Raw genomic sequence first — 23,679 nt, forward strand, 5'->3', positions numbered from 1 at the left:
ATCGTCAACTCACACTCGCAATGGTGTGACTGAAATAATGGTGGGTGAGTTGAGAGGAGACGACGCCAAGTTCGACCTGGAAATCGGCGAGGAGCGTGTCGAGCTTTTCGGTCGCGCCGGGTTTGGCGGATTGCGCGAGGCCGGTGATGTCGGCGTCGCGCAAGAGCGCAGAAAGATTGGCGATGCGTTTTTGCTCGTTGGTTTCGTGGACGGCATTGGCCTCGCGCGGAAGCTGGGCGGCGTGTTCGCGCAGAGCCTTTAATTGAAACGCGAGCGAGCGCGGATTGCCTTCGTCCAGCAGGAGAAGTTCGAGCACCGAACTGAGTTGCACGCCAGAAAAATAGCGGCGGCGGTAGGTCATAAGGCTGTCGGAGATTTCCAAAATGGGTTCGAGCACGGCGGCGGGTTTCGCTTCGCTACCGAGCGCGGCGCGAAAAAGCTGGACGATATGCGTGGCGCGTTCGAGACGCCGGCCGAAATCGAGGAAGCGCCAGCCAAGACCGCGCGTCATATTTTCCATCTCCATGCCGCTGAAAGCGGACAGATCAACGATGATGGTGTTGAGGAGGCCGTGGGCATCCGCAAGCGGGATGCGGCGCGGGCGGGCGCGGGCATCAATGTTCAACTTGTTCAGGATGGACCAGGTATCCGAAGAAAACCGGTCGCGCACCACGGACGCAAGACTGCGAACCCGGCTGAGCGTTTGCCGCGCGCTGCCGATGCGATCCTGTTTGTAAATGAGTAACAGAATTTCGTGCTCCAGTTCCTTGAGTGCGATGCGTTCGATGAAACGGCGCGGGAGCAAATCGAGCCGCACGAGAACTTGCGCGAGTGCGTTGAGTTCGAGCGAGCCCTCGGTGCCGGATTCGTCCACCATGCGAACGAGGACGCTGCGCAACAGGCGAAGCGTGTCTTCCAGGCGTTCGGTGTAACGGCCAAGCCAATATAAATTGTCGGCCACGCGGCTGGGCAATTCAGCCGACGACGGTCCGGAGCGCACGAGTTGCCCGGAACGCGTGAGCAGTGAAACCATGTTGACGGGCCCATCGGAAATGACCCAGGTGTCTTTGCTGCCGCCGCCGCTTTGCATGCTGACGATGGGATCTTCAGCCGCGGTCGAAACACGGCTGAGTCCGCCCGGCATGACGGCGAACGAATCAGCCGTGGCCGTGACGTAAGCGCGAAGCACCAGCGGGCGCGGTTCGAGTTTGTCCTGCAACCAAACCGGCGCGGTGGAAAGCACCGCGTGTTCCTGCCCGACGAATTCGGTCGGGCGCGCGCGAATCGCGGCGATAAGTTCATCGCGTTCTTTGGAAGCCAGCTTGCCACCGAAATACGGTTCGCGCGCGAGCGAGCCGAACGCGGGTTTCACGACGATTTGATCGAGATGCTCGATGACATAATCAAGTTCCTTTTTCTGGCCGCACCACCACGTGGCGAGCGAAGGCATCAATAATTTCTCGCCGAGCAAAAGTTCGCAAAGGCCGGGCAGAAATGCCATGAACGCCGGGCTCTCGATCAGGCCGGAGCCAAGGGCGTTGGCAATGGCGACGTTGCCCGCGCGCGCCGCTTCGACGAGTCCAGCGACGCCGAGAAATGAATCGCCGCGCAGTTCGAGCGGGTCGCAAAAGGAATCGTCCACGCGGCGGAGGATGACATCCACCGGGCGCAAGCCTTCGAGCGTCTTGATGAAGACCTTGCGCTCGCGCACGGTGAGGTCGCCGCCTTCGATAAGCGTGAAGCCGAGATAACGCGCCAGGTAATCGTGCTCGAAATAAGTTTCGTTGTACGGGCCGGGTGTGAGCAGGACGACGCTGGGATTATCGCGATTGTTAGGGGCGAGGCTGCGCAAGGTATCGCGGTGGATGCGGAAAAACGAGGCGAGCCGCTGGACCTGGCAATCGCGAAATTCATCCGGCAGACTGCGCGAAAGCACGATGCGATTTTCTAGGGCGTAACCCGCGCCTGAGGGCGCTTGCGTGCGGTCGGAGATGACCCACCATTGGCCGTCGGGCGAGCGCGTCAAATCCGTGGCGTGAAGATGCAGATAACTTTGGCGCGGAATCGGTAAGCCGTGGCAGGGGCGGAGAAAATTTGGATTCGCGTAAACGAGCGCGGGCGGCAAATGGCCTTCGTGCAAAAGGCGCTGCGGGCCGTAAAGGTCGGCGAGGATGAGATTAAAAAGTTGCGAGCGCTGGATCAGGCCGGCTTCGATCTTGCTCCATTCGGCGGGCGGAATGAGCAGGGGAACCATGTCGAGTTCCCACGGGCGATCCATGCCCTGCGGATCGCCATAAACATTATAGGTGACGCCGTGCTCGCGGATGATCCGACGGGCGCTTTCCCAGCGGGCGTCGAGTTCAGCGCGGCCCAGCCGGTCGAGGGACGCGGCGAAGGTTTTCCAATGCGGGCGCAACTCGCCATTGCCGAGCGACATCTCGTCGTAAATGCCCGGCAACGCGGGATAACCCGCGAACATGCTCGGTGGCCGCTCGAGTTTTTCGCTCGGCGGCGTCTGCGACTGAGATTGAGATTGCGTTTGGGCACTCATTCGATGCGCGACTAAACGGCGCTATTGTTTGCGAGCGGGCGATGAGGTGCAACGTAAATCCAATGTGAAAGGGAACTCCGCGTTGGGCGTGGCGGCGGGAATTTTCAATTTCCCCGGCGTATGGCCGAACTTCAAAAAGCGCGCAAGCCGGCGGCTTTCAGCTTCGTAGGAATTCACCGGCAGCTTGCTATGACTGAGACCGCCGGAATGGCTGACGTGATACGTGCAACCACCGATGGAGCGTTCGTTCCAATTATCCACCAGATCAAAGGTCACTGGGGCATGGACGCCAATGGTCGGGTGGAGGCATTCGGGTGGCTGCCACGCGCGAAAGCGGACACCGGCGACATACTCGCCTTCGGTTCCCGTCGGATGCAGCGGAACGGGACGGCCATTGCAGGCCAGGCGATGGCGCGAATCAATCATGCCCTCAACCTTCACTTGCAGGCGTTCGAGCGAGGAATCCACGTAACGAACCGCGCCGCCCGCTGCGCCTTCTTCGCCAAGAACGTGCCACGGTTCGAGTGCCTGGCGGACTTCGAGATTGACGCCCTGTTGCGTGATGTCGCCATAGACGGGAAAACGAAATTCAAGATGCGGCGCGAACCATTCGGGCTTGATCGGATAGCCATTGCCTTGCAGGTCTTCAACCACGTCGCGAAAATCCTGCTCGATGAAGTGCGGCAACATAAAACGATCATGAAGTTCCGTGCCCCAGCGAACAAGGTCTTGCTCATAAGGCTTGCTCCAAAAACGCGAGATGAGAGCGCGCAATAAAAGTTGCTGCGTGAGGCTCATGCGTTCGTGCGGCGGCATTTCAAACGCGCGCAATTCGACCAGGCCCAGGCGGCCGGTGCTGGAATCGGGCGAATAAAGTTTATCTATGCAGAACTCGGCGCGATGAGTGTTGCCAGTCGGATCAACCAGCAGATGGCGGAACAGCCGGTCCACCAGCCACGGCGGACAATTCGCGGCGGCCTTGGGCAGTTGCTTGAACGCAAGTTCGAGTTCGTAAAGCGAATCGTTGCGGGCCTCGTCAATGCGCGGATGCTGACTGGTCGGGCCGATGAACAGGCCGCTAAAGAGAAACGAGAGCGACGGATGATTCTGCCAAAAACGCACGAGGCTAGCCAGGACATCGGGACGGCGCAGAATCGGACTGTCGGGCGCAGTCGGTCCGCCGATGACAATATGATTGCCGCCGCCGGTGCCGACGTGGCGGCCATCAATGAGAAATTTTTCCGTGCCGAGCCGCGACAGACGCGCTTCGTCGTAAAGCGTGGTGGTGTTGGTGACAAGTTCATCCCAGCTTGCGGCGGGATGAAGATTGACTTCGATAACGCCGGGGTCGGGCGTGACCTTGATGTTATTCAGGCGATGATCGTGCGGTGGCGCGCTGCCTTCGATGATGATGGGCAGTTTGAGTTCAGTCGCGGTTTCTTCCAGAGCGCTGATGAGGTCGAGATAATCTTCCGTGGTGCGCACCGGCGGCATGAAGATGTGCAGGCGGCCTTCGCGCGGCTCGACGCAAAGCGCGGTGCGCACGACGCCGGCGGCGGATTCCTGCGGGGTAGGCGGGCGTTCGGAGTGACTACTGGCGTCGGATATTTGGCCTCGCGTGGACGCTCGCTCTCCCACACTGGTAATGAACTGCTGAGTTACCGCCGCGCGCGTGGTTTCGCCGCGACGAGTCTGGCCGGGCACGGGTAATGGCGGAAGCTTATCGAGCGGGTCGGGCGGATGGATGTAGGGATAATCCGAGCGCGAAACCCACGGCATGGAATCGAGCGGGAGCCGCAGACCGATGGGCGAATCGCCGGGGAGCAAAAAGAGATGCTCGGGGCGCAGGAATAACGTGCCACTTTTCCAACGTGGGCGGTCGGTGAATTCGCGCGCGAGCGGGAGAATGTAGCCGGCGACTTTGTTCAGGCCTTGATTAAAAACTTTTGCGAGCCGGGCGCGTTCTTCCTTGTCGTCGAGACGTGACTTCAGCGGGTCCACGTTCGTGGGCAAACGGCGTTCGCGCCACATATAATACCAGGCATCTTCGTAGGCGGGGATGGCGTGGCGCGGCTTGATTTCGAGGACGCGCGCGAGCTGGTGGATAAAGCGCTGGGCGTCGGCCTCGGTGTGGCCGTATTTTTCGGTTTCGTTGGCGAAGAGTGAATCGTCGTGCCAGATTTTTTGGCCGTCCTTGCGCCAGTAACAACCCAGCGCCCAGCGCGGAAGCGATTCGCCGGGATACCATTTGCCCTGGCCGTAGTGTAGTAAACCGCCGGGAGCAAATTTGGTTTTGAGCCGCCGGATGAGTTCGCCGGAAAGACGGCGTTTGTTCGGGCCGACGGCGGTGAAGTTCCATTCCTCGCCGTCCATGTCATCAATGGAAATGAACGTCGGCTCGCCGCCCATCGTCAAGCGCACATCATTCTTTTTCAGGTCGGCGTCAATCTTGTGCCCAAGCGATTCGATCTCAATCCATTGTTCCTCGGTATAAGGCTTCGTGACGCGCGGCGATTCGTAGATGCGCCGCACGGACATCTCGTGGGAAAATTTGGTTTTGCATTTGTCTATCGCGCCGCTCACGGGCGCCGCGCCAGTGGGCTTGGGCGAACAGGCGAGGGGAATGTGCCCTTCCCCGGCGAAGAGTCCCGACGTGGGATCAAGACCGATCCAGCCGGCGCCAGGAAGATAAACTTCCGTCCACGCGTGCAGGTCAGTGAAATCAATTTCCGAACCGGATGGGCCGTCGAGCGATTTGACGTCGGGCTTGAGTTGAATCAGGTAGCCGGAAACGAAACGCGCAGCGAGGCCGAGTTGGCGAAGGATGTGGACGAATAGCCACGCGGAATCGCGGCAGGAACCCGAGCGGAGTTGCAAAGTCGTCTCGGGCTTTTGCACGCCCGATTCCATGCGGATGAGATACTTGATGTCGCGCCAGAGCTTTTGGTTGATCTTGACCAGGAAATCAATCGTGCGCGCTTCCGACACATCCACGGTCTGAAGATATTCCGCGAGAAAGGGCCCGGGCGTCCGCTTTTTGATGAACGGGCCGAGTTCCTTTTTTAGGGCGGGCTCATATTGAAACGGATATTTTTCAGCAGACGGTTCGAGGAAAAAATCGAACGGATTGTAAACCGCCATCTCGGCGATGAGATCAATTTCAACGAGGAATTCCGTGGCTTTATCAGGAATGGTGAGGCGCGCGAGGTAATTGCTGAAGGGGTCCTGCTGCCAGTTGAGAAAATGTTTCTCGGGAAGAATTTTTTGCGAGTAACTGAGAATGGGCGTGCGGCAATGCGGCGCGGGTCGTAGGCGGATGACGTGCGGCGAATGCGCGACCGGGCGGTCGTACAAATAATGGGTGCGATGATTAAGCGCGACGTGTATGGGCATGAGTCGGTGGCGAGATGGTTTTTGTGCGCCGTGGTATGGGACGTTGATTTTGACGCAGAGGCGCAGAGGCGCAGAGGCGCAGAGGAGGAAAGAATGGCGAGATAATGAAAGAAATGAGTTTTTCTTCATCCCATTTCTGTCCTCGCTTAATTACGAAATGAGATTTCACGAGCGCCAACAGCTTGTGATTTATACGTCTAAGCCACCTGCTGGAGTCTTCTCCCTCTCCGCCGCTTGCGGGGGAGAGGGTTGGGGAGAGGTGGTCCCGTTCACCCCATTTATGGATAAGGAGAAGATTGAGGGTTCGATTGTTTTGGGAGATTCGTGTGCATTGAGAGTTAGCAAGGTCTTCGCGCTCGGGGGCAGGGATGCTCGCGCGATTTGAGTTCATTGCACACGCTCTTTGACGGGAGTTTTGGCTTCGGGCATGCGCTTGGCGAGGAAGCGCTCGTAGATGCCGGTACTCGCGAGGTTCATGTTGGTTTGCAGCGCGTCGAGATATTCGTGGAGACCGCTGTTCATGATTTCGTCCATGTTCGCGTAGGCAAGGTCGGAGCAAATCTGGCCAAGCAATTTTTCAGCAGGCTTGCGGTACGTGCCGATGGGTGTGCCGGAAATGGCGTGGAGCGAATCGCGGGCGGTGCTGAGGCAAAAGCGAATCGCGCGCGGGAACTCGGGGTTGAGCAAAAGAAATTCGGCAATCGCCTGCGGCGAGATGCGACCGTGGCATTTGCGATACATCTCAAACGCGCTGGCCGAACGCAACACGGCGATCCATTGCACCTCGTCCAGCGGCGTGCCGACGTCCTGCACGGAGCGAAGCAGAATAAAATATTTTACGTCGAGAATGCGGGAAGTTTTATCGGCGCGCTCAAGCAGTCGCCCAAGCCGGCCAAAGTGCCAGCCTTCGCCGTGAGTCATGGTGGCATCGGTGATGCCGCTGAAAAGATGGCTCGCGAGTTTGACCTCGGAAAAAAATTCGTTGGGCGAATAAAACCCCTTGCCGCTGGTGGCGGCGGAATTAACCATCAAAAAAAATGTGTTCAGTTGCAGCCACATTTCCGACGAGATGATTTCTCGGACGGAATGCGCATTTTCCCGCGCAGCGCGAAGGCAGGAAATGATCGAATTGGGATTATCACGATCGAAAGTCAAAAACTGGATGACGTTTTCCTGCGTGGCCGCGCCTTTGTAACGCTCACCGAAAGATTCATGATCGCCGGTGATATTGACGAGCGGTTCCCATTGCTGATCCGCATTGCCGGAGTCCAGCATGAGATTCAAATTGACGTCCACAAAGCGCGCGACATTTTCCGCGCGCTCGACATAGCGGCTCATCCAGTAAATTGAATCGGCGACGCGGCTGAGCATCAGGCATTCGCTCCTGCCACCTGGGATTGGCTTTGGGTTTGAGGCTGGGGCTGAGTGTCTTTATGAGTATCGGTCTCGTGGGATATGGGACTGTCGGCCAGCACCCAGGTATCTTTGCTGCCGCCGCCCTGGGAGGAATTCACAACCAGCGAACCTTTCTTGAGCGCGACGCGAGTAAGGCCGCCCGGCAGTACGAAAATATCTTTGCCATATAATATATATGGCCGGAGATCCACATGACGGCCAGCGAGGCTGCCGTCCACCAGCGTGGGGACGCGCGAAAGCGCCAGCGTCGGCTGGGCGATGTAGTTGCGCGGATTGGCCACAATTCGCTTGGCGAATTCCGCGTGATCTTCCTTCGTTGCGTGCGGACCGATGAGCATGCCGTAACCGCCGGATTCGTTGGCGGCTTTAACGACCAGTTCGGGCAGATGTTCGAGCACGTATTTCAAATCTTTTTCCTCGGCGCAAATATAGGTGGGCACATTGGGAAGAATAATATCTTCGCCCAGATAATATTTGATGATGCGCGGGACGTAAGCGTAAACGACTTTGTCATCGGCGACGCCGGTGCCGGGGGCATTGGCGAGAGCGACGTTGCCGGATTTGTAAACACTCATCAGGCCCGGCACGCCAAGCATGGAATCCGCGCGGAACGCCTCAGGGTCAAGAAAGTCATCATCCACTCGGCGGTAGATGACATCCACGCGCTCGAAGCCGTTCGTCGTGCGCATCCAGACGTAACCTTCCGACACGACGAGGTCGCTGCCTTCGACGAGTTCCACGCCCATTTGTTGCGCGAGAAACGAATGCTCAAAGTAAGCGGAATTGAAAACGCCCGGCGTCAGCACAACCACGCGCGGAGAACTCGAGGCGTCAGGCGCGAGATATTCGAGCATGTCCCGCAGTCGAATGGGATAATTCGAGACGGGCCGAATGTGCGACGCGGCGAAGACTTGCGGAAAAAGACTTTTCATCAACCGCCGATTTTCCAATACGTAGGAAACGCCGGATGGACAGCGAAGATTGTCTTCGAGAACGTAAATATTGCCGTCGCTGTGACGAACAAGGTCCGTGCCGGTGATGTGACACCAGATGTCGCGCGGCGGATTAATGCCGACGCATTGTTCGCGAAAACCTTTGGACGACGAGATGATGTCCATGGGAACCGCGCCGTCCTTGATGATCTTGCGGTCGTGATAAAGATCGTCAATGAACAGGTTCAGCGCGCGGATGCGCTGGGTGAGGCCGCGTTCAATACGCTGCCATTCGGTGGCATCCACGATTCGCGGGACCAGGTCGAAGGGCAAAGTCTTTTCCACGCCGGCGCTTTCGCCGTAAACATTAAAAGTGATGCCGGCCTGAATCAACGCACGGTCGGCGGCAAGCTGGCGGTTGAGCAATTCGCCGGGAGGAAGTGATTCGATGTTGCGAGCAAGAGGCTTTGCGGCGGCGCGTGGTTGGCCATTCTTGCAGAACATTTCATCAAAAAAACCGCCGCAATCGTATTCGTGAAAATAATTCATCGGTGGAGGCGGGTCGCCAGAGTTTGGACACGACTCGCCCGCATCGAAGGAGAAGCGGCAAGGCGCTCAAAAAAACGCCGACACGATGTGGATTCAGCCAGGTTTAACGCTTCCGTCATAAGAGTTTCGCGAGCCAGGAACTCAAGGCCATTGAGCATTTCAAGTGCCACGGCCCGACTGACGCGATGAACATTGCCGCAAACCATCCCAGGCATGCAGTGGCGGGCATTTTCCATACCCGGGAGCATAGTCATTTCTGAAAGCGACAGCAAATAAATTGCCGGAAAGATGGTCATAAATTTGCGCCATGTTCAAAAGAAAACAGGGACAGTGCGGAATGCGGAGTGTGGAGTGCGGAATTGTCGCACTAAAATCCAGTTTGATCGTTTGGGTGCACGAAGGAGGACAGAAAATCGCGATTTTGTGCGCGATTTGCGAACCGAAAGGCAAATTGCTTTATGGAATTTTGCGAGCCGTTTTGTTTAAGCAGAGGCGTAATGGTTTAAAGATTTTGGAAATGAGGGGGTTAAAATTTTGAGTCCGCGCGACAATCTGTCGCCATCAAAATGTTTTTTGCGGGCATGGGCGTTGCTAAATAAAGCTGGCCCATTAACAAAAACCAAAAAAATATGACGACCCCAAATCAAACCGATACATCCACGGATACGGCGTCGCGTTTTCAAAACGCAACGGCGTCCACCAACAATAAAAGCAAAATCACCAGCGCGAAGTCTGCGACCGGGTCGAAAGCGGCGTCCAGCAAAGCGAAAAATTCTTCGAGCCAAACGAAGCACACGGGTTCCAAGGCAAGTGCGAAAGGTTCGAGCGCAAAATTTTCCAAAGGAGCATCCCGTTCGGGCGCTTCCAGGGGAAAGAAAAACCAGAAAGCACAAACAGAAAGATCAAATATGTCGAATCAACAGCAGCGAGGCCGAAATGGAAATCGCGGAAGCGATTACAATGACCGCTTTGAAAATCAAGACAACCGCCGGCGCGAAAGCCAATCCTCGAACTGGGGACAAAGTTCGGATGATTGGTCTGAACGCTACGGCAACGGCGGGCGTCTCTCGAATCAGGAGCGTGATGAACGCAGCCGTTATGAAGAGACGGGCAGTCGGCAGGGCAACAACCGCCGGCAAGGGCGCGCGGGCAACGGGGGTTCGCAATCCTCTTCGCAATATCGCGGACAGGATTATTATGACCGGCAGGATCGCGAGAACTCCGGCACTTCTTCCTATGGATCGCAAAATGAAAATTGGGATGACCAGCGCAATTACGGCCAGAGCAGCCAGCGCGGAGGAAGTTACGGACGCGGAAGTAATTTCAATCGTGAAGGCCGCGGACATTCGCAGAATTCCCAGGGCTCGCAGAATTGGCGGAACACCGGTCAAAACGACGAGTATGATTCGGGAAATTCGCGTTCACAAAACCGTGAGCGCAATCAGGGCTCACAGAGTCGCGGATATAACGAGGAATCGGATTGGGGCCCAGGCTTCAACCAGGGTTCTCAAAGTTCCAACCGGAATCAACAATCTGGTCAAAATTCGCAACCGCGCAATCGTCGCTCGGAATCGCAGAACCGCGATTGGGATGACGCCGCCGGACGCTACGATCAACCAAACGATTATCAATCCTCATCGCGTTCGGGCAGCGGGCGCGATTGGAATGAAACTCATGCAGATCAGCAAGGCAGTCGCCGTCGCTCGCGCAATCAGACTCAGGAACAATACGACCAGGATCGCTTCCAGAATTCCGATTACGCGCGCGCTTACTCCGGTTCGAGCGACTGGGATGATTCCCAGGAATATGACCGTCCCGGCAACGTGAGTTCTTCCGGACGACCCGACCGCGAACGCGAAGAGTGGGATCGTTTTGAAAACGAAAGCACCGAGCAGCCCGGCCGTGAATATCAAAGCTACGATCAGCGTCAACGCGGATCGTCGCGCGGAAATTCGCGTCGGCAATCACGCGATTATTCTCGCTCGAATTAATCGGCTAATTCAGTCCGTAGTGTGAACACGCGGGCAGGACGTTCGTTCTGCCCGCGATTTTTTTGACCACAGATTGAACACGAATAAACCCGAAATCGAACGTAAAACAGACTTTGACGCGTATTGCTAAAAGCTAATGCAAAGTTTTCGAGCCAATCGTTTCAAGCATTCGATTCAGCCTAACGCCTTTTTCCTTTTGAACTGAAAACTGAAAACTTGAAACTGAAAACTCTCTGCCGCGTTTACTCTGTGGCTGAAAAAAGAGCATTGAGTAACACTTGCCAGTCTGGGCGGAGACGCATTAGGGTGGGGAGAATTTGATTTTGGAAATTTTATATTCAATATGAAAGTACGGGTAAGATTTGCTCCGAGTCCGACGGGTTTTTTGCACATCGGCGGCGCGCGAACGGCGTTGTTCAACTGGCTGTATGCGCGGCATACGGGCGGGACATTTGTATTGCGCGTCGAAGACACTGACGCGGCGCGCAACTCACAGGAGGCGGTGGATGTCATCCTGAACGGCTTGCGCTGGCTGGGACTCGATTGGGACGAAGGCCCGATCAGCGGCGACGTGACCGGGCCGAGCAAGGGGGATCGCGGGCCGTATTTTCAGAGCCAGCGAAGCGAGAATTATAAATTGCGTGTGGAGGCATTGTTGTCGCACGGACTCGCGTACGAGCACGAAGGCGCGGTGAAATTCAGGATGCAGCGCGAACCGGTCGTCATCCCGGATTTGGTCGTGGGAAATGTGACGCGTGAATTGACCGACCGTGAAAAACTCGACCCGGATTTTGTGATCGTGCGCTCGGATGGTCAGCCGGTGTTTCATCTCGTGAACGTCATTGATGATTTGGAAATGGGCATCACGCACGTAATCCGCGGCGAAGATCATTTGAGCAACACCGCGAAGCACATTGCGTTGTTCCGTGCGTTCGGCATCGAGCCGCCGAAGTATGCGCACATTCCGCTTATTTTGAATATTGACGGGTCGAAGATGAGCAAGCGCGATAAGGGCGCTTCACTGATGACGTATCTGGACGAAGGTTACGCGCCCGAAGCGGTGGTGAATTATTTGTCGCTGCTGGGGTGGTCACCCAAGGGCAATCGCGAGAAAGTGCCGATCAAGGAAGTCGTCGAGCTTTTTGATCTACCACAAATTTTGCGTCACAATTCCCGATTCGATCTGAATAAATTGCACTGGCTCAACGGCGAATACATTCGTGAGATGACGCTGGACCGGTTTCACGAATTGGCGGTGCACGCGCTGGGGCGCCTCGGAATTGATACGAACAAGTATCCGCTGGATTATGTGAAGGCAGCGCTCGATACGTGCAAGGCGAAGGTGAAATTATTTTCCGAAGTGCCCACGTTTGCGGATTTTTATTTCAAGGACGTGATTGAATTGGACGCGGAAATGTTGAAAAAAGATTTCCCCGCCGAATTGAAACCGAAGCTGAAACATTTGCGCGATGCGCTCTCCATGTTGCTGAAGTTTGACTCGGACACATTGAACCGGACGACGAAGGAAGTGGCGGGCCAACTCGGAGTGGGCATCGGCGTGCTGGTGCATCCAACGCGACTGGCATGCACCGGGCGAACGGTCGGACCGAGCTTGTATCACTTGATGGAGGTACTGGGAAAAGAGCGGGTGGTGGCGCGGTTTGATTGGGTATTGGGGATGATGGGGTAAGTCCATGCGAGACTGCGGTGGTGGAGCGGCAGCATCGCGCCACCACGTCACAGTTGAAATAGCCCACCGACTCAATGCGCGGCTTGAAAACATTTGCCTTTCTTCCGACGTTGCTTCTGAATCTACACCGACAATCAAAAAGTCATGGCCGTGGTTCCCGAACTCTATCACATTTTCAAATTAGGCCCGCCCAAGGCCGATGCCCACGAGTGTATGGTATTCCGGGTCGGATGATGCGCGCCGCAGAAAATTTGTGAACTGATCTCTATGGCCAAGCGCTCCCACTCGAAGCCGCAAAAAGAGCCCAAGGCTGTCCCGTCTCAAAAGCGCGAACCGGCCCAAACGGATCCCGCAAATAACTTGGGACCGCTCGTCGCGGCTTTTCTGCTGACGTTCCTGATCACCAGAATCCCCCGCGAAGTGGTAAATGCCGGCCTGGATGCCGCCTGGGGTTACGTGCTGAATTTTGCGCATCAAAAGAACCTGCAGTTCGGAACGGACATCGTCTATACCTACGGTCCGCTGGGTTTTCTCGAGCAGGAATGGTTCGCGGGACCGGGTGAGGGACTGCGAATATTTTTCGCCTTCCTGCGCGGTTTCGGAATCGCCTACGGCGTTTGTCTCGTTGCCTGGCGAATGAGACTTGCGTGGAGATGTATTTTCCTCGGAGTCTTCATTCTGCTGCCCGCAACCGTTCACGCCAACCGAATCGAGCCTTTATTGGAAGTGGGCTTATTTTGCTGGGCCATGCTGAACCTGGTTGAACCAGACCAAAACAAAGGCGTATTTGCCATCGGTCTCATCGCCATCGCAACCATTGGCTCGCTGGGAAAGTTCACGTTCTTCTTGCTCGCGACTATGACCGTCGCGGTCGTCGCTTGGCATCTTGCGTTGCGCGGACGGCGAAAGTGGGGAATTGGCATCGTGGTTGGTTACGTTTTGTCCTCGTTCCTTGGATGGATTTTGTTGCGTCAAAGCCCGCTGATATTGGGCGCTTATTTCAAAAACTCGCTGGCACTCTCGTTTGGTTATGAGGAAACCATGGGATGGAAAACGCCTTCCGAAATCTGGACCCCCGGCATTATCATGATGACGCTCGCGCTGGCGACTGCGCTCATCTATTCCATCGCCGCTTATGACAAAACCGTTCGCCGGCCCGGATTACGCCCGACGCTGCTTTTCGGCTGGGTGGCTTGTTTCACGTTTCTGTTTTGGAAACACGGTTTCATCCGTCACAAAATGGATCTGTTCGCAACGTCCGTGCCAGTGACCGTGCTCGCATTGGACATCCTCCCAAGCCCATTCAAGGCAGCCCGGCTTTGGGCACGCGGTTGCGCCCTGGTTTGTTGCCTCGCCGCCGGTATTTTAATGACCACGCTGACGCCAGGATATTTTGGAGATTTCGTTTCCACCGATTTTCATCTTCTCTCCGACAACATCAAGACACTGTTGAATCCCTCCGCCTACCTCGCCCGCATGAACCAGTCGCTCGACGCAGAACGCAATGGCGCGCAGTTGCCGCGCATCCGCCAAATCGTCGGTCAGGCTACGGTGGATGTGTTCGGCGAATATCAATCCTACGCGCTCTTCAATGGCCTAAATTACCGCCCGCGCCCCGATTTCCAAAGCTACTCGACTTATAATTCATCCCTGATGAAGGTGAACGAAAATCTATACAATTCCCCGGCGGCGCCGGAATTTGTATTATTTAATCTTGAAGCGATTGATGCCCGTTTTCCTCCGTTGGAAGACGCGTATGTCCTGCGCGATTTGCTCATCAACTACGCGCCGATCGAATGCGAAGGCCGCTTCCTGCTGCTCAAGCGCAGCCAATCCAACACTCCTGAAATGTCGTTGCTCAAGGAAGGCACCGGCCACATCGGCGAAGCCATTAGTCTGAGCGAGTACAGCAACACCGATCTCTGGATGGAGATCTCGATGCAGCCAACCTTGCGCGGCCGTCTGCGGAAACTCTTCTTTAAACCGTCGGAAATTTATTTGAGCGTCTGGGGAAGTCAGCCCGCGTCGCAACCAGCCACATTTCGCGCGCCCGCGCCCATGCTTGCCGCCGGCTTCCTCGCAAGTCCATTTTTGCTCCGCGATTCCGACGTGGTGGATTTATACACGGGTGAAAACATTCACCGTCCCGGAGCCTTCGCGATCGAGGTGGAAAGGCGCGCCGAAAATTTCTGGCGCGAAGATTTCGATTATAAAATTTATCAAATCAAATCCAAACTCGGGCGCAGCGTTCCGGCAGAAATGGCCCGGTTGAAATTGCCGGGCTTTCAAATGATGCCGCAAATTGTATCTCCCGCCGGTCCGCCTGGCATCGCCGCCGTCGGCGGCAGCCCTGCGCTTTTGCTGCGCCCCGGTGGCTACATGGTTTTTAAGGTTCCCCAGGACGCACGAACTATTACGGGAAATTTCGGATTTGCCGAGCCTGCCTACGTGCAAGGCTCGACCGAGGGTGCCGAGTTTCGGGTTGAAGAAGTTACTAGGGATGGCGCCTCCCATCTACTCTATAGTCAATTCCTTTCACCACGAATCCGCGCGGAAGACCGCGGCCTGAAACATTTCTCTGTTCCTCTCCCGGCTCAGAACGATGAAACAATTGTGTTCCGTTCCATTTCTGCTACCAATTCCAATCCCCAATGGGACCTGACCTGCTGGTCAGAAATCAGATTCGAAACGAACCAGCCTCCGACCGGAACCCAACCATGACCTTTCGCCCTTCACTCAGGCCGCACCGCGCCAAACTAAACGATAATGTTTCATACGGTTCTTAGCGCGTAGTGAAGCGGAACTTGGATTGGGGGCGAAGTGATCCGAGAATATGAGCGCTCGCGGAACGCTCATCTTCCCAATGAGAAGTTCATTTTAAATTTTTGTTTTTGGCGCGGGATTCACGGGCCATGCGGGATTTGAATTTTAAGATGGCGGATTGAAGTTTGAGGTCGGAGGTGGCGAGTATTTTCACCGCGAGAAGACCGGCGTTGCGGCCGTTGCCGATGGCAACGGTGGCGACGGGAACTCCGGCAGGCATTTGCACAATGGAGAGAAGTGAGTCGAGACCTTTTAATGCCTTGCTTTCGATGGGCACGCCGATGACGGGCAGGGGGGTGTGACTCGCGACCATTCCTGGCAGATGCGCTGCACCACCGGCTCCGGCGATGATGACCCGCAGGCCGCGCTTGTGCGCGGTGCGGGCATAGCGGGCCATGTCGTCGGGCGTGCGATGGGCGGAGACGACGCGGGTTTCGTGGGGCACGCCGAATTCGGCGCAGGCATCGGCGGCGGCCTTGAGCGTGGGCCAATCGGAATCGCTGCCCATGATGATGCCGACGAGTGGTGCGGATTTTTTCAAGAATTGTCTCCGAAGCGGATGAAACCCGCGGCGCGTTGAGCGGTGGCGAGGGCTTCATCCATGGTTTGGCCGAGCGCGGTTAAATGCCCCATCTTGCGGCCGGGTGCGCTAAGCGATTTGCCGTAAATGTGCGGATGCGCGCCAGGCACGGCGAGCGCGTCAGCCAAGCCGTGCGGCGCACCAGAGCCTTTCGATGCGCCAAGAAGATTGACCATCACGGCAGCGGGCGCGCGCATGGCGGTCGAGCCCAGCGGCCAGCCGAGCACGGCGCGAATGTGATTTTCAAACTGCGAACAAACGCACGCCTCAATGGTGTAATGGCCGGAGTTATGAACGCGCGGCGCGAGTTCGTTGATCAAAATTTCGCCGGACATCTTGAAAAACATTTCGACGCCCATCGTTCCCACTGTGCCGACGGCTTCGACCGCGCGGCGCGCGAGGTTACCGGCGCGCGTGACGAGTTCAGCGGGAATTTGCGCAGGGGCTTTGACGACGTGGCAGATATGATTGCGCTGGATGGTCTCGACCACCGGGTAGCAGGCGATTTCTCCGTTGCGGCCGCGCGTTATCATCTGGGCAAGCTCGCGCTCAAACGGACAAAACTGTTCGACGAAAAGGGCGTTCTTATCTCCGCCGAGTTGTGACCAGGCGGAATCAAGATCGGCGGGCGAATGCAGCGTGAAATTTCCTTTGCCATCGTAACCGTTGCGGCGTTTTTTCAGAAGCAACGGCCAGCCTAATTTTTGCGCGGCAGCGAGCACGGCGGCTTTGTCATCGGCGGGGAGAAATGCGGGGACCGGCAAACCGGCATCGGCGAGGGCTTGTTTTTGCAGGAGCTTGTCCTGCACGAGCCGGATGGTGCGCGACGTGGGATAAAGCGGATGACCAAACTGTTCGAGGGCCGCTAGGCTATCAGCATCCACGAATTCATTTTCGAGCGTGACGACATCCACGAGCGAGCCAAGGACGAGCAGAGAATCGGGATTGTCCCAATCGCCGATGACCGTCTCGGCAGCGAGATTTGCGGCGGGGCTATGATCGTTGCGTTCGAGGATGACGATGTCGCAGCCGAATTGCGTGGCGGATTGCGCCAGCATCTTCGCGAGTTGGCCGCCGCCGATGATGCCAAGCGTGGACGCGGCTTTGGGTCGCCGCGCCGGGAGGCGGTCAAGGACAGGTTGAGGCATTGCAATCTCGCGCATGTGATTCAGCAAAAATATTCCGCGTCAGGCGGACGAAGATTTGCGGGAAAAGGCGGAAGTTTCAAGGTTTGAGTTCGTCGGGAGAAAACTTTCAGCCACGGATTGAACACGGAAAAAACACCGATTGGAAATTAAACAGGATCGCTCCAATAGTTTTGCGGGTGAGGAGAAGATTTGACAATCGGCGCGACGGGTCAAGACTAGCTGAGACATGACGACGGCGAATAAAGTCACGATCGTGCGGATTCTGCTGGTGCCCGTGTTTATCGTGCAGGTGCTCTATTATTTTAAAAATGGCGATGAGGTGCATCGCTTTGCCGGGCTATTGTGCTTTGCGATTGCGGCGGTCCTTGACGGGGTGGATGGCTATATCGCGCGGCGCTACAATCAACGAAGTGAGTTGGGCGCGATCCTCGATCCGCTGGGCGACAAATTGCTTTTGGTATCGGGGGTGGTGTTGCTGAGTTTGCGGAGTTGCACCCTGACGCGGGTTCCGCTTTGGGTCACGGGAACGATCATCAGCCGCGATGTGGTGCTGGTGGCGGGAATGGTGTTGATCCAGATGATTTGCGGGAAGGTGATTGTGCGCCCGCGAATGGTGGGCAAGATCGCGACGGTCTTGCAAATGGTGATGGTGTTATGGCGGCTGTTGAAATGGAATGATCGCTGGTCGGAATATTTGGCGGCCGCGGCGGCGATTCTGACGGGCGTATCGGGATTATTATATGTGTGGGACGGAATGCGGCAGTTGAGCGCGAGTCCGAGAAGTCTGCCATCGCCGGAGCAGGGCAAGAAATAATTTTCAGCCACGGATGAAACACGGATTAAACACGAATGGGAAAAGATTGATGTTAAGGAGTTGATGGAACAAAATAATTTATATGGCAAATGAACCGGTTTTGAAATTGAAAGAAGGGGACAAAGCTCCGGCGTTTTCGGCGGCGACGAATGGCGGCGGAAAAATTTCGCTGGCGGATTTTAAAGGGCAGAACGTCATTTTATACTTCTACCCCAAGGACGATACGCCCGGTTGCACAAAGGAAGCCTGCGCGTTTCGAGATAACTGGGATGATTTCAAGAAGAAGGGCGCGGTGGTTTTCGGCGTGAGCACGGACCCGGTGAAGTCGCACGATAAATTTGTGAAGAAGTTTGAATTGCCCTTCACGCTGGTATCCGACGAGGACAAGAAAATCGTGGATGCCTATGGCGTGTGGGGGCCGAAGACTTTCATGGGCAGGAAATATAACGGGACGTATCGTGTCACATTTTTGATCGGGCCGGATGGAAAAATAAAAAAAATTTGGCCCGCGGTGAAACCGACGGAGCATGTGGCGGAAGTGTTGGCGGAGCTTTGATCAAAGAATTTCAAGTTTGGAGTTTGAAAATGCGGCGTGTGAACGCGGTTGGTGAAGCGATTTCCGCTACTCGCGGTTTGACACTCCTTTGCCTGGCAATTATAACTGCGGCTCGAAGTGGTCAAGTTAACCAAATAACAAAATAATATTATGGCATTATCTGTGGGGACAAAGGCTCCCGATTTTTCTTTGAAATCCAAGACAGCGACCGGGCTGGTGGATGTGAAACTCTCGAACAATTTTGGCACCAAAAACACGGTGTTGCTGTTTTTCCCGGCGGCGTTCACGGGTGTTTGCACGACAGAGTTGTGCGACATCACCGCGGGTCTGAGTCAATACACGGGGCTGAACGCAAACGTCATCGGCATCAGTGTGGATACTCCGTTTGCGCAGGAAGCGTGGGCGCAGAAGGAAAAAATCGGCATCACCCTGGTGAGCGATCTAAACAAATCCGTGACGAAAGAATATGATGTGCTGTTCCCGATGCTCGCGGGCGTGGGTGATACAGCAGCGCGCGCGGCGTTCGTGATTGATAAAAACGGCGTCATCCAATACAGCGAAAAAACCGCGACGCCAAAAGATTTGCCAAATTTCAATGCGGTGAAGGAAACATTGGCGAAGTTGAATTAACGCGGTTAGGTTTTTCAGAAGCGGACGGAGGGCGACTTCCGTCCGCTTTTTCGTAATCAGGGAAGGTTTTGTACGCGCGGGCGCATCGCCTTGCTTGACAGGGGGGCGGGCAAACCGCATTTTTCTTGGCGACAATTCGCAGGCCCTGACATGGACCGGATAATTATATGACTAAATTGCATAATTTGTTTAATTCGTTGCAACAATTTGATTTGGGCAATGGGCAGCAGGGATTTTTTTACTCGCTCCCGGCGCTGGAAAAAGCGGGCGTGGGCGCGATTTCCAAATTGCCGGTGTCCATCCGCATCGTGCTCGAAGCGGTGTTGCGAAATTGCGATGGCAAAAAAGTCGCCGAGAAAAATATTAAGGAACTGGCGCAATGGCAGGCCAAAGGCGCGCGCACTGAGGAAATTCCGTTCATCGTGGCGCGAATTGTTTTGCAGGACTTTACGGGCGTGCCGCTCTTGGTGGATCTCGCGGCGATGCGTTCGGCGGTGGAGCGCATGGGCAAAAATCCAAAAATCATCGAGCCGCTGGTGCCCGTGGATTTGGTCGTGGATCATTCGGTGCAGGTGGATTTCGCGGGCACGGCGGATTCCTTGCAACGGAATTTGGACATCGAGTTTCAACGCAACCGCGAGCGTTATCAATTTTTGAAATGGGGCATGCAGGCGTTTGAGACGTTCAAGGTGGTGCCGCCGGGAATCGGCATTGTGCATCAAGTGAACCTCGAATATCTCGCGCAGGGAGTATTGTCGTCGAAGGATCGCGTTTATTATCCCGACACGCTCGTCGGCACGGATTCGCACACGACGATGATCAATGGCATCGGCATCGTTGGTTGGGGCGTGGGCGGCATCGAAGCGGAAGCGGGCATGCTGGGGCAGCCGGTTTATTTTCTGACGCCGGATGTGGTGGGCGTGCATCTGACCGGGGCGTTGCGTGATGGCGTGACGGCGACCGACCTCGCGCTGACGGTGACGCAACTTTTGCGCAAGGCAAAAGTCGTCGGAAAATTTGTGGAATTTTATGGTCCCGGCGCGGCAGCATTGCCAGTAGTGGATCGCGCGACGATTGCGAACATGGCGCCGGAGTATGGCGCGACGATGGGCTTTTTCCCGATTGACGGCGAGTGCGTGAATTATTTGCGCGCGACCGGCCGCACGGAACTCCAGTGCAAGATGTACGAAAATTATTATCGCGCGCAGGGATTGTTCGGCATCCCGAAAAAGGGCGACATCGAATATTCGACGGACGTGGAACTTGATCTTTCGGCCGTCGTGCCAAGCGTCGCGGGGCCGAAGCGTCCGCAAGACCGCATCGAATTGCCGAAGATGAAGCAGGAATTTCTCGGCGCGTTTTCCAAGCCGGTCGCGGAAAATGGATTTGGAAAAAAGCCGGATGATTTGAAGTTGCGCGTGACGGTGGATACCGGCGCACCCATCGGCGAGAAAATTGATCACACCTACGGATTGGATACGGCGCAACTTTCCAAGAGCGAATCGGAGATGCGCGACCAGCATCCCGCGCCGGACCCGGCGGAGAGCTTGCCGGCATCGGCCTTTCCGAAAGTGGAGGCGCATATCGGGCACGGCAGCGTATTGATCGCGGCGATCACGAGTTGCACAAATACGTCGAATCCAAGCGTGATGCTCGCAGCGGGTTTGCTCGCGAAGAAGGCGGTCGAGCGCGGGTTGCAACCGAACCCGGCGGTGAAGTCCTCGCTCGCGCCGGGCTCGCGCGTGGTGACGGATTATTTGAACAAGACCGGCTTGCAACCGTATCTCGACCAGCTCGGATTTAATCTGGTTGGTTATGGCTGCACGACGTGTATTGGAAATTCCGGACCCCTGGCTGCGCCGATTGAAGAAGCAATTATCAAAAATGATTTGGTGGCGGCTTCCGTGCTTTCCGGCAATCGCAATTTTGAGGCGCGCGTGCATCAAAACATCAAGGCAAACTTTTTGATGTCGCCGCCGCTGGTGGTGGCGTTCGCCTTGGCGGGCCGTGTGGACATTGACTTGAATAGCGAGCCGATTGGCAAAGGCAAAGATGGAAAGGAAGTTTTTCTCAAGGACATCTGGCCGTCGCTGAAGGAAATTCGCGATGAAATGCAGGCGGCGTTGAAGCCGGAAGTATTCCAGAAATTGTATCGCGATTTCGCGGGACAAAATCCCAAGTGGAACGAGATTCCGTCAAGCACGGGAAATGTTTACGAGTGGGACACCAAGAGCACTTACATCCAGGAGCCGCCGTTTTTCACGAACTTCAGTTTGCAGCCCGGCGAGATTCACGAGATCAAGGGCGCTAAGGCATTGGGAATTTTTGGCGACAGCGTGACGACGGATCACATTTCGCCAGCCGGCAGCATCAAAAAAACTTCGCCCGCTGGAAAGTATTTGCTGGAGAACGGCGTGGATTACGCGGACTTCAACAGCTACGGATCGCGCCGCGGCAATGACCGCGTCATGACTCGCGGGACGTTCGCGAATGTGCGAATTAAAAACCTCATGGTGCCGGGCGTGGAAGGCGGCGTGACCAAGGCGCCGGCGACGGGCGAGGTCATCAGCATTTTTGACGCGGCGATGAAATACGCGGCGAACCATGTGCCGTTGATCGTGCTGGCCGGGCAGGAATACGGCACAGGCAGTTCGCGCGATTGGGCGGCGAAGGGGACGAATCTGCTCGGCGTGAAAGTGGTCATCGCGCAGAGCTTCGAGCGCATCCATCGGTCGAACCTCGTGGGCATGGGGGTATTGCCATTGCAATTCAAGGAAGGCACGACCGCGCAGACATTGAAGCTGGACGGCACGGAAACTTACGACGTGCTCGGGCTCGACGCGCATTTGAAGCCGCAACAGGACCTCACTGTGCGCATCACGCGCGCGGATGGTAAAGTGGAAAATATCGTGGCGCGCTGCCGGATTGATACGCCGATTGAGATTGATTACTACCAGCACGGTGGAATTTTGCCCTATGTGCTGAGGCAGTTGGTGGCCTAGTAATTTTCGATTTTCGATTTCGACTCGCGCGCAGTTTTGATGCGCGGGATGACTTGAAAATATATGAGCCAAGCCATCCAAATTGCGGAGCGGGTCATTGCGAAGTCGAATCGAGAGCGTCCGGCGGATGGAGTGTTGCGCACGGAGTTAAAAAGCGCGCGAGGGATTTCGCGAAATGACGGTGCAGCGGCGAGTGAGGCGGTGTTTGCGTATTATCGCTGGCTTGGCTGGCTCAATCCGAACGCCAAGGTGTCGGAACAAATTGTGGAGGCGGTCGAACGCGACCGCGATTTTCAAAAAAAGTCTGATGAGATTTCCGCGCCCGAATTGCAACGCGCGATTCCCGGTTGGGTGAAGGCCGAGGTAAAATATTCCCCGGAATGGCTGCGCGCTTTGCAGTTGCATCCGAAACTTTGGCTGCGCGCGAAATTAGGAACCGGCCGCGCGCTCGCAGAAAAATTGGGCGAATGCTGGATCGGCGGCGAGAGATTTCCAACCGACGCGATCAGTTACGAGGGCAGGGAGGACTTGTTTCGCACGGCGGAATTTTATGCAGGCGAATTCGAATTGCAGGACATCAGTTCGCAAGCCGTCGGGCTTGTGTGCAATCCGCAGCCAAACGAAACATGGTGGGACGCCTGCGCGGGCGAGGGCGGCAAAGCGCTGCATCTTTGTGATTTAATGCGGGGCAAGGGACTGCTTTGGGCAAGCGATCGCGCGGACTGGCGCTTGAAGAAATTGAAACGCCGCGCGGCGCGGGCGAAGGCTTTTAATTATCGAGCGGCGTTGTGGGACGGCGGCGCAAAACTGCCGACGAAAACGAAATTCGACGGAATTTTGGTGGACGCACCGTGCAGCGGACTGGGAACGTGGCAGCGAAATCCACAAGCGCGCTGGACGACGACACTCAAGGACGTGCACGAGTTGAGTGCATTGCAGGAACAGTTGGTGGCTAACGCGATCGCAGCGTTGAAGCCAGGCGGACGTTTGATTTATTCCGTCTGCACGCTGACGGAATCGGAGACTACGCGCGTGGCAGATGCGATCATGAAACGCTTTGCGGAATTGAAACCGTTAAATTTTTTAAATCCACTCACGCCTGACGAACCAGCGGCGGAGCGTTTATGGCTTTGGCCGCAGACCATCCAGGGCAACGGCATGTTTATTTGCGGCTGGGAAAAGACGCGTGTCTAATTTGAACGATAGTAATCGTCTGGATTTAGGACAGTGCTGTCGTCGAAGCGTTTGTTCGGGCCGGCGGACCGGACGAGGATGCCTTCACCGGCAAAATAGATGCGCAACGGCGTGCCCCACGGGTCAACGAACTGGCCCTTGGAATCGAGATCCTGCTTGCGGCCAACGAGGATGATCAGGTTTTTGGAGTTGTTGCCCATGAGCGCCTTGGCGACCTCGGCGTTGTTGCCGACGGGATAGGAACCGACGCGTTCCTTGTATTGTTGCAAGGCGAAAAAGAGGTTGTCCACGTCTTCGTTAAACTGCGCGGTCCGGGCGTTCACGCGCCAGGTGCTCCAGGACTGAAAGGCCCAGCCGCCCCCGGCTAAAATGCAAAGAATGGCGACTACTGCGATTGCTTTTTTCATACG

At 56.0% G+C, this 23,679-nt stretch carries 17 protein-coding genes; 8 read left to right on the forward strand and 9 right to left on the reverse strand.

What is annotated here, in order from left to right:
* Positions 1 to 4: 4 nt before the first annotated feature.
* From VH413_01030 to VH413_01055, 6 genes are all read right to left on the reverse strand, one after another.
* A complete protein-coding gene (locus VH413_01030; protein HEX3797254.1) occupies positions 5 to 2,551 on the reverse strand; it encodes a circularly permuted type 2 ATP-grasp protein in 2,547 nt (848 codons plus the stop codon).
* Positions 2,552 to 2,572: 21 nt separating this feature from the next.
* Complete coding sequence (locus tag VH413_01035) at positions 2,573 to 5,944, reverse strand: transglutaminase family protein (GenBank protein HEX3797255.1); 3,372 nt, start codon at positions 5,942 to 5,944, stop codon at positions 2,573 to 2,575.
* A 387-nt stretch (positions 5,945 to 6,331) separates the two neighbouring features.
* Positions 6,332 to 7,315: an alpha-E domain-containing protein gene (locus VH413_01040; protein HEX3797256.1), complete on the reverse strand. Its 984-nt coding sequence runs from the start codon at positions 7,313 to 7,315 to the stop codon at positions 6,332 to 6,334.
* Positions 7,315 to 8,796, reverse strand: a complete 1,482-nt coding sequence (locus VH413_01045; GenBank protein ID HEX3797257.1) for a circularly permuted type 2 ATP-grasp protein — start codon at positions 8,794 to 8,796, stop codon at positions 7,315 to 7,317. The genes VH413_01040 and VH413_01045 overlap by 1 nt, the downstream gene beginning before the upstream one ends.
* Before the next feature lie 41 nt (positions 8,797 to 8,837).
* On the reverse strand, positions 8,838 to 9,137 hold the full coding sequence (locus VH413_01050; GenBank protein ID HEX3797258.1) for a hypothetical protein: 300 nt from the start codon (positions 9,135 to 9,137) through the stop codon (positions 8,838 to 8,840).
* 383 nt (positions 9,138 to 9,520) lie between these two features.
* Positions 9,521 to 9,682 carry a hypothetical protein gene (locus VH413_01055; GenBank protein HEX3797259.1) on the reverse strand — a complete coding sequence of 54 codons (162 nt, stop codon included), beginning with the start codon at positions 9,680 to 9,682 and terminating at the stop codon, positions 9,521 to 9,523.
* A gap of 67 nt (positions 9,683 to 9,749) precedes the next feature.
* Here VH413_01055 and VH413_01060 point away from each other — a divergent pair, with 67 nt between their 5' ends.
* The 3 genes from VH413_01060 (at position 9,750) to VH413_01070 (ending at position 15,243) form a co-directional block, all read left to right on the forward strand.
* Entirely contained in the window at positions 9,750 to 10,832 is a 1,083-nt protein-coding gene (locus tag VH413_01060) for a hypothetical protein (protein HEX3797260.1), read from the forward strand.
* A 343-nt stretch (positions 10,833 to 11,175) separates the two neighbouring features.
* Complete coding sequence (locus VH413_01065) at positions 11,176 to 12,522, forward strand: glutamate--tRNA ligase family protein (GenBank protein ID HEX3797261.1); 1,347 nt, start codon at positions 11,176 to 11,178, stop codon at positions 12,520 to 12,522.
* 267 nt (positions 12,523 to 12,789) lie between these two features.
* The gene (locus VH413_01070; protein ID HEX3797262.1) at positions 12,790 to 15,243 is read left to right on the forward strand and encodes a hypothetical protein; all 2,454 of its coding nucleotides are present in this window, start codon (positions 12,790 to 12,792) and stop codon (positions 15,241 to 15,243) included.
* A 151-nt stretch (positions 15,244 to 15,394) separates the two neighbouring features.
* Here the strand turns inward: VH413_01070 and purE are convergent, their stop codons facing one another.
* Positions 15,395 to 15,853, reverse strand: a complete 459-nt coding sequence (gene purE / locus VH413_01075) for a 5-(carboxyamino)imidazole ribonucleotide mutase (protein HEX3797263.1) — start codon at positions 15,851 to 15,853, stop codon at positions 15,395 to 15,397.
* A gap of 29 nt (positions 15,854 to 15,882) precedes the next feature.
* Positions 15,883 to 17,073 carry a 5-(carboxyamino)imidazole ribonucleotide synthase gene (locus VH413_01080; GenBank protein ID HEX3797264.1) on the reverse strand — a complete coding sequence of 397 codons (1,191 nt, stop codon included), beginning with the start codon at positions 17,071 to 17,073 and terminating at the stop codon, positions 15,883 to 15,885.
* A 226-nt stretch (positions 17,074 to 17,299) separates the two neighbouring features.
* Between VH413_01080 and pgsA the strand changes: the two genes are divergently transcribed.
* From pgsA to VH413_01105, 5 genes are all read left to right on the forward strand, one after another.
* Positions 17,300 to 17,887, forward strand: a complete 588-nt coding sequence (gene pgsA, locus VH413_01085) for a CDP-diacylglycerol--glycerol-3-phosphate 3-phosphatidyltransferase (GenBank protein ID HEX3797265.1) — start codon at positions 17,300 to 17,302, stop codon at positions 17,885 to 17,887.
* Positions 17,888 to 17,969: 82 nt separating this feature from the next.
* The gene (bcp, locus tag VH413_01090; GenBank protein HEX3797266.1) at positions 17,970 to 18,443 is read left to right on the forward strand and encodes a thioredoxin-dependent thiol peroxidase; all 474 of its coding nucleotides are present in this window, start codon (positions 17,970 to 17,972) and stop codon (positions 18,441 to 18,443) included.
* Between the two features lie 150 nt (positions 18,444 to 18,593).
* Positions 18,594 to 19,073: a redoxin domain-containing protein gene (locus VH413_01095; GenBank protein ID HEX3797267.1), complete on the forward strand. Its 480-nt coding sequence runs from the start codon at positions 18,594 to 18,596 to the stop codon at positions 19,071 to 19,073.
* Positions 19,074 to 19,240: 167 nt separating this feature from the next.
* A complete protein-coding gene (locus VH413_01100; protein ID HEX3797268.1) occupies positions 19,241 to 22,075 on the forward strand; it encodes an aconitate hydratase in 2,835 nt (944 codons plus the stop codon).
* A gap of 63 nt (positions 22,076 to 22,138) precedes the next feature.
* Positions 22,139 to 23,269 carry an RsmB/NOP family class I SAM-dependent RNA methyltransferase gene (locus VH413_01105; protein HEX3797269.1) on the forward strand — a complete coding sequence of 377 codons (1,131 nt, stop codon included), beginning with the start codon at positions 22,139 to 22,141 and terminating at the stop codon, positions 23,267 to 23,269.
* Here the strand turns inward: VH413_01105 and VH413_01110 are convergent.
* Positions 23,266 to 23,676, reverse strand: coding sequence for a hypothetical protein (locus VH413_01110; GenBank protein ID HEX3797270.1), 411 nt, complete (start codon positions 23,674 to 23,676; stop codon positions 23,266 to 23,268). The two genes, VH413_01105 and VH413_01110, sit on opposite strands and share 4 nt — an antisense overlap.
* Between the last annotated feature and the right edge of the window lie 3 nt (positions 23,677 to 23,679).

It is taken from the genome of Verrucomicrobiia bacterium (genome assembly GCA_036268055.1).
GTDB lineage: Bacteria > Verrucomicrobiota > Verrucomicrobiia > Limisphaerales > Pedosphaeraceae > DATAUW01.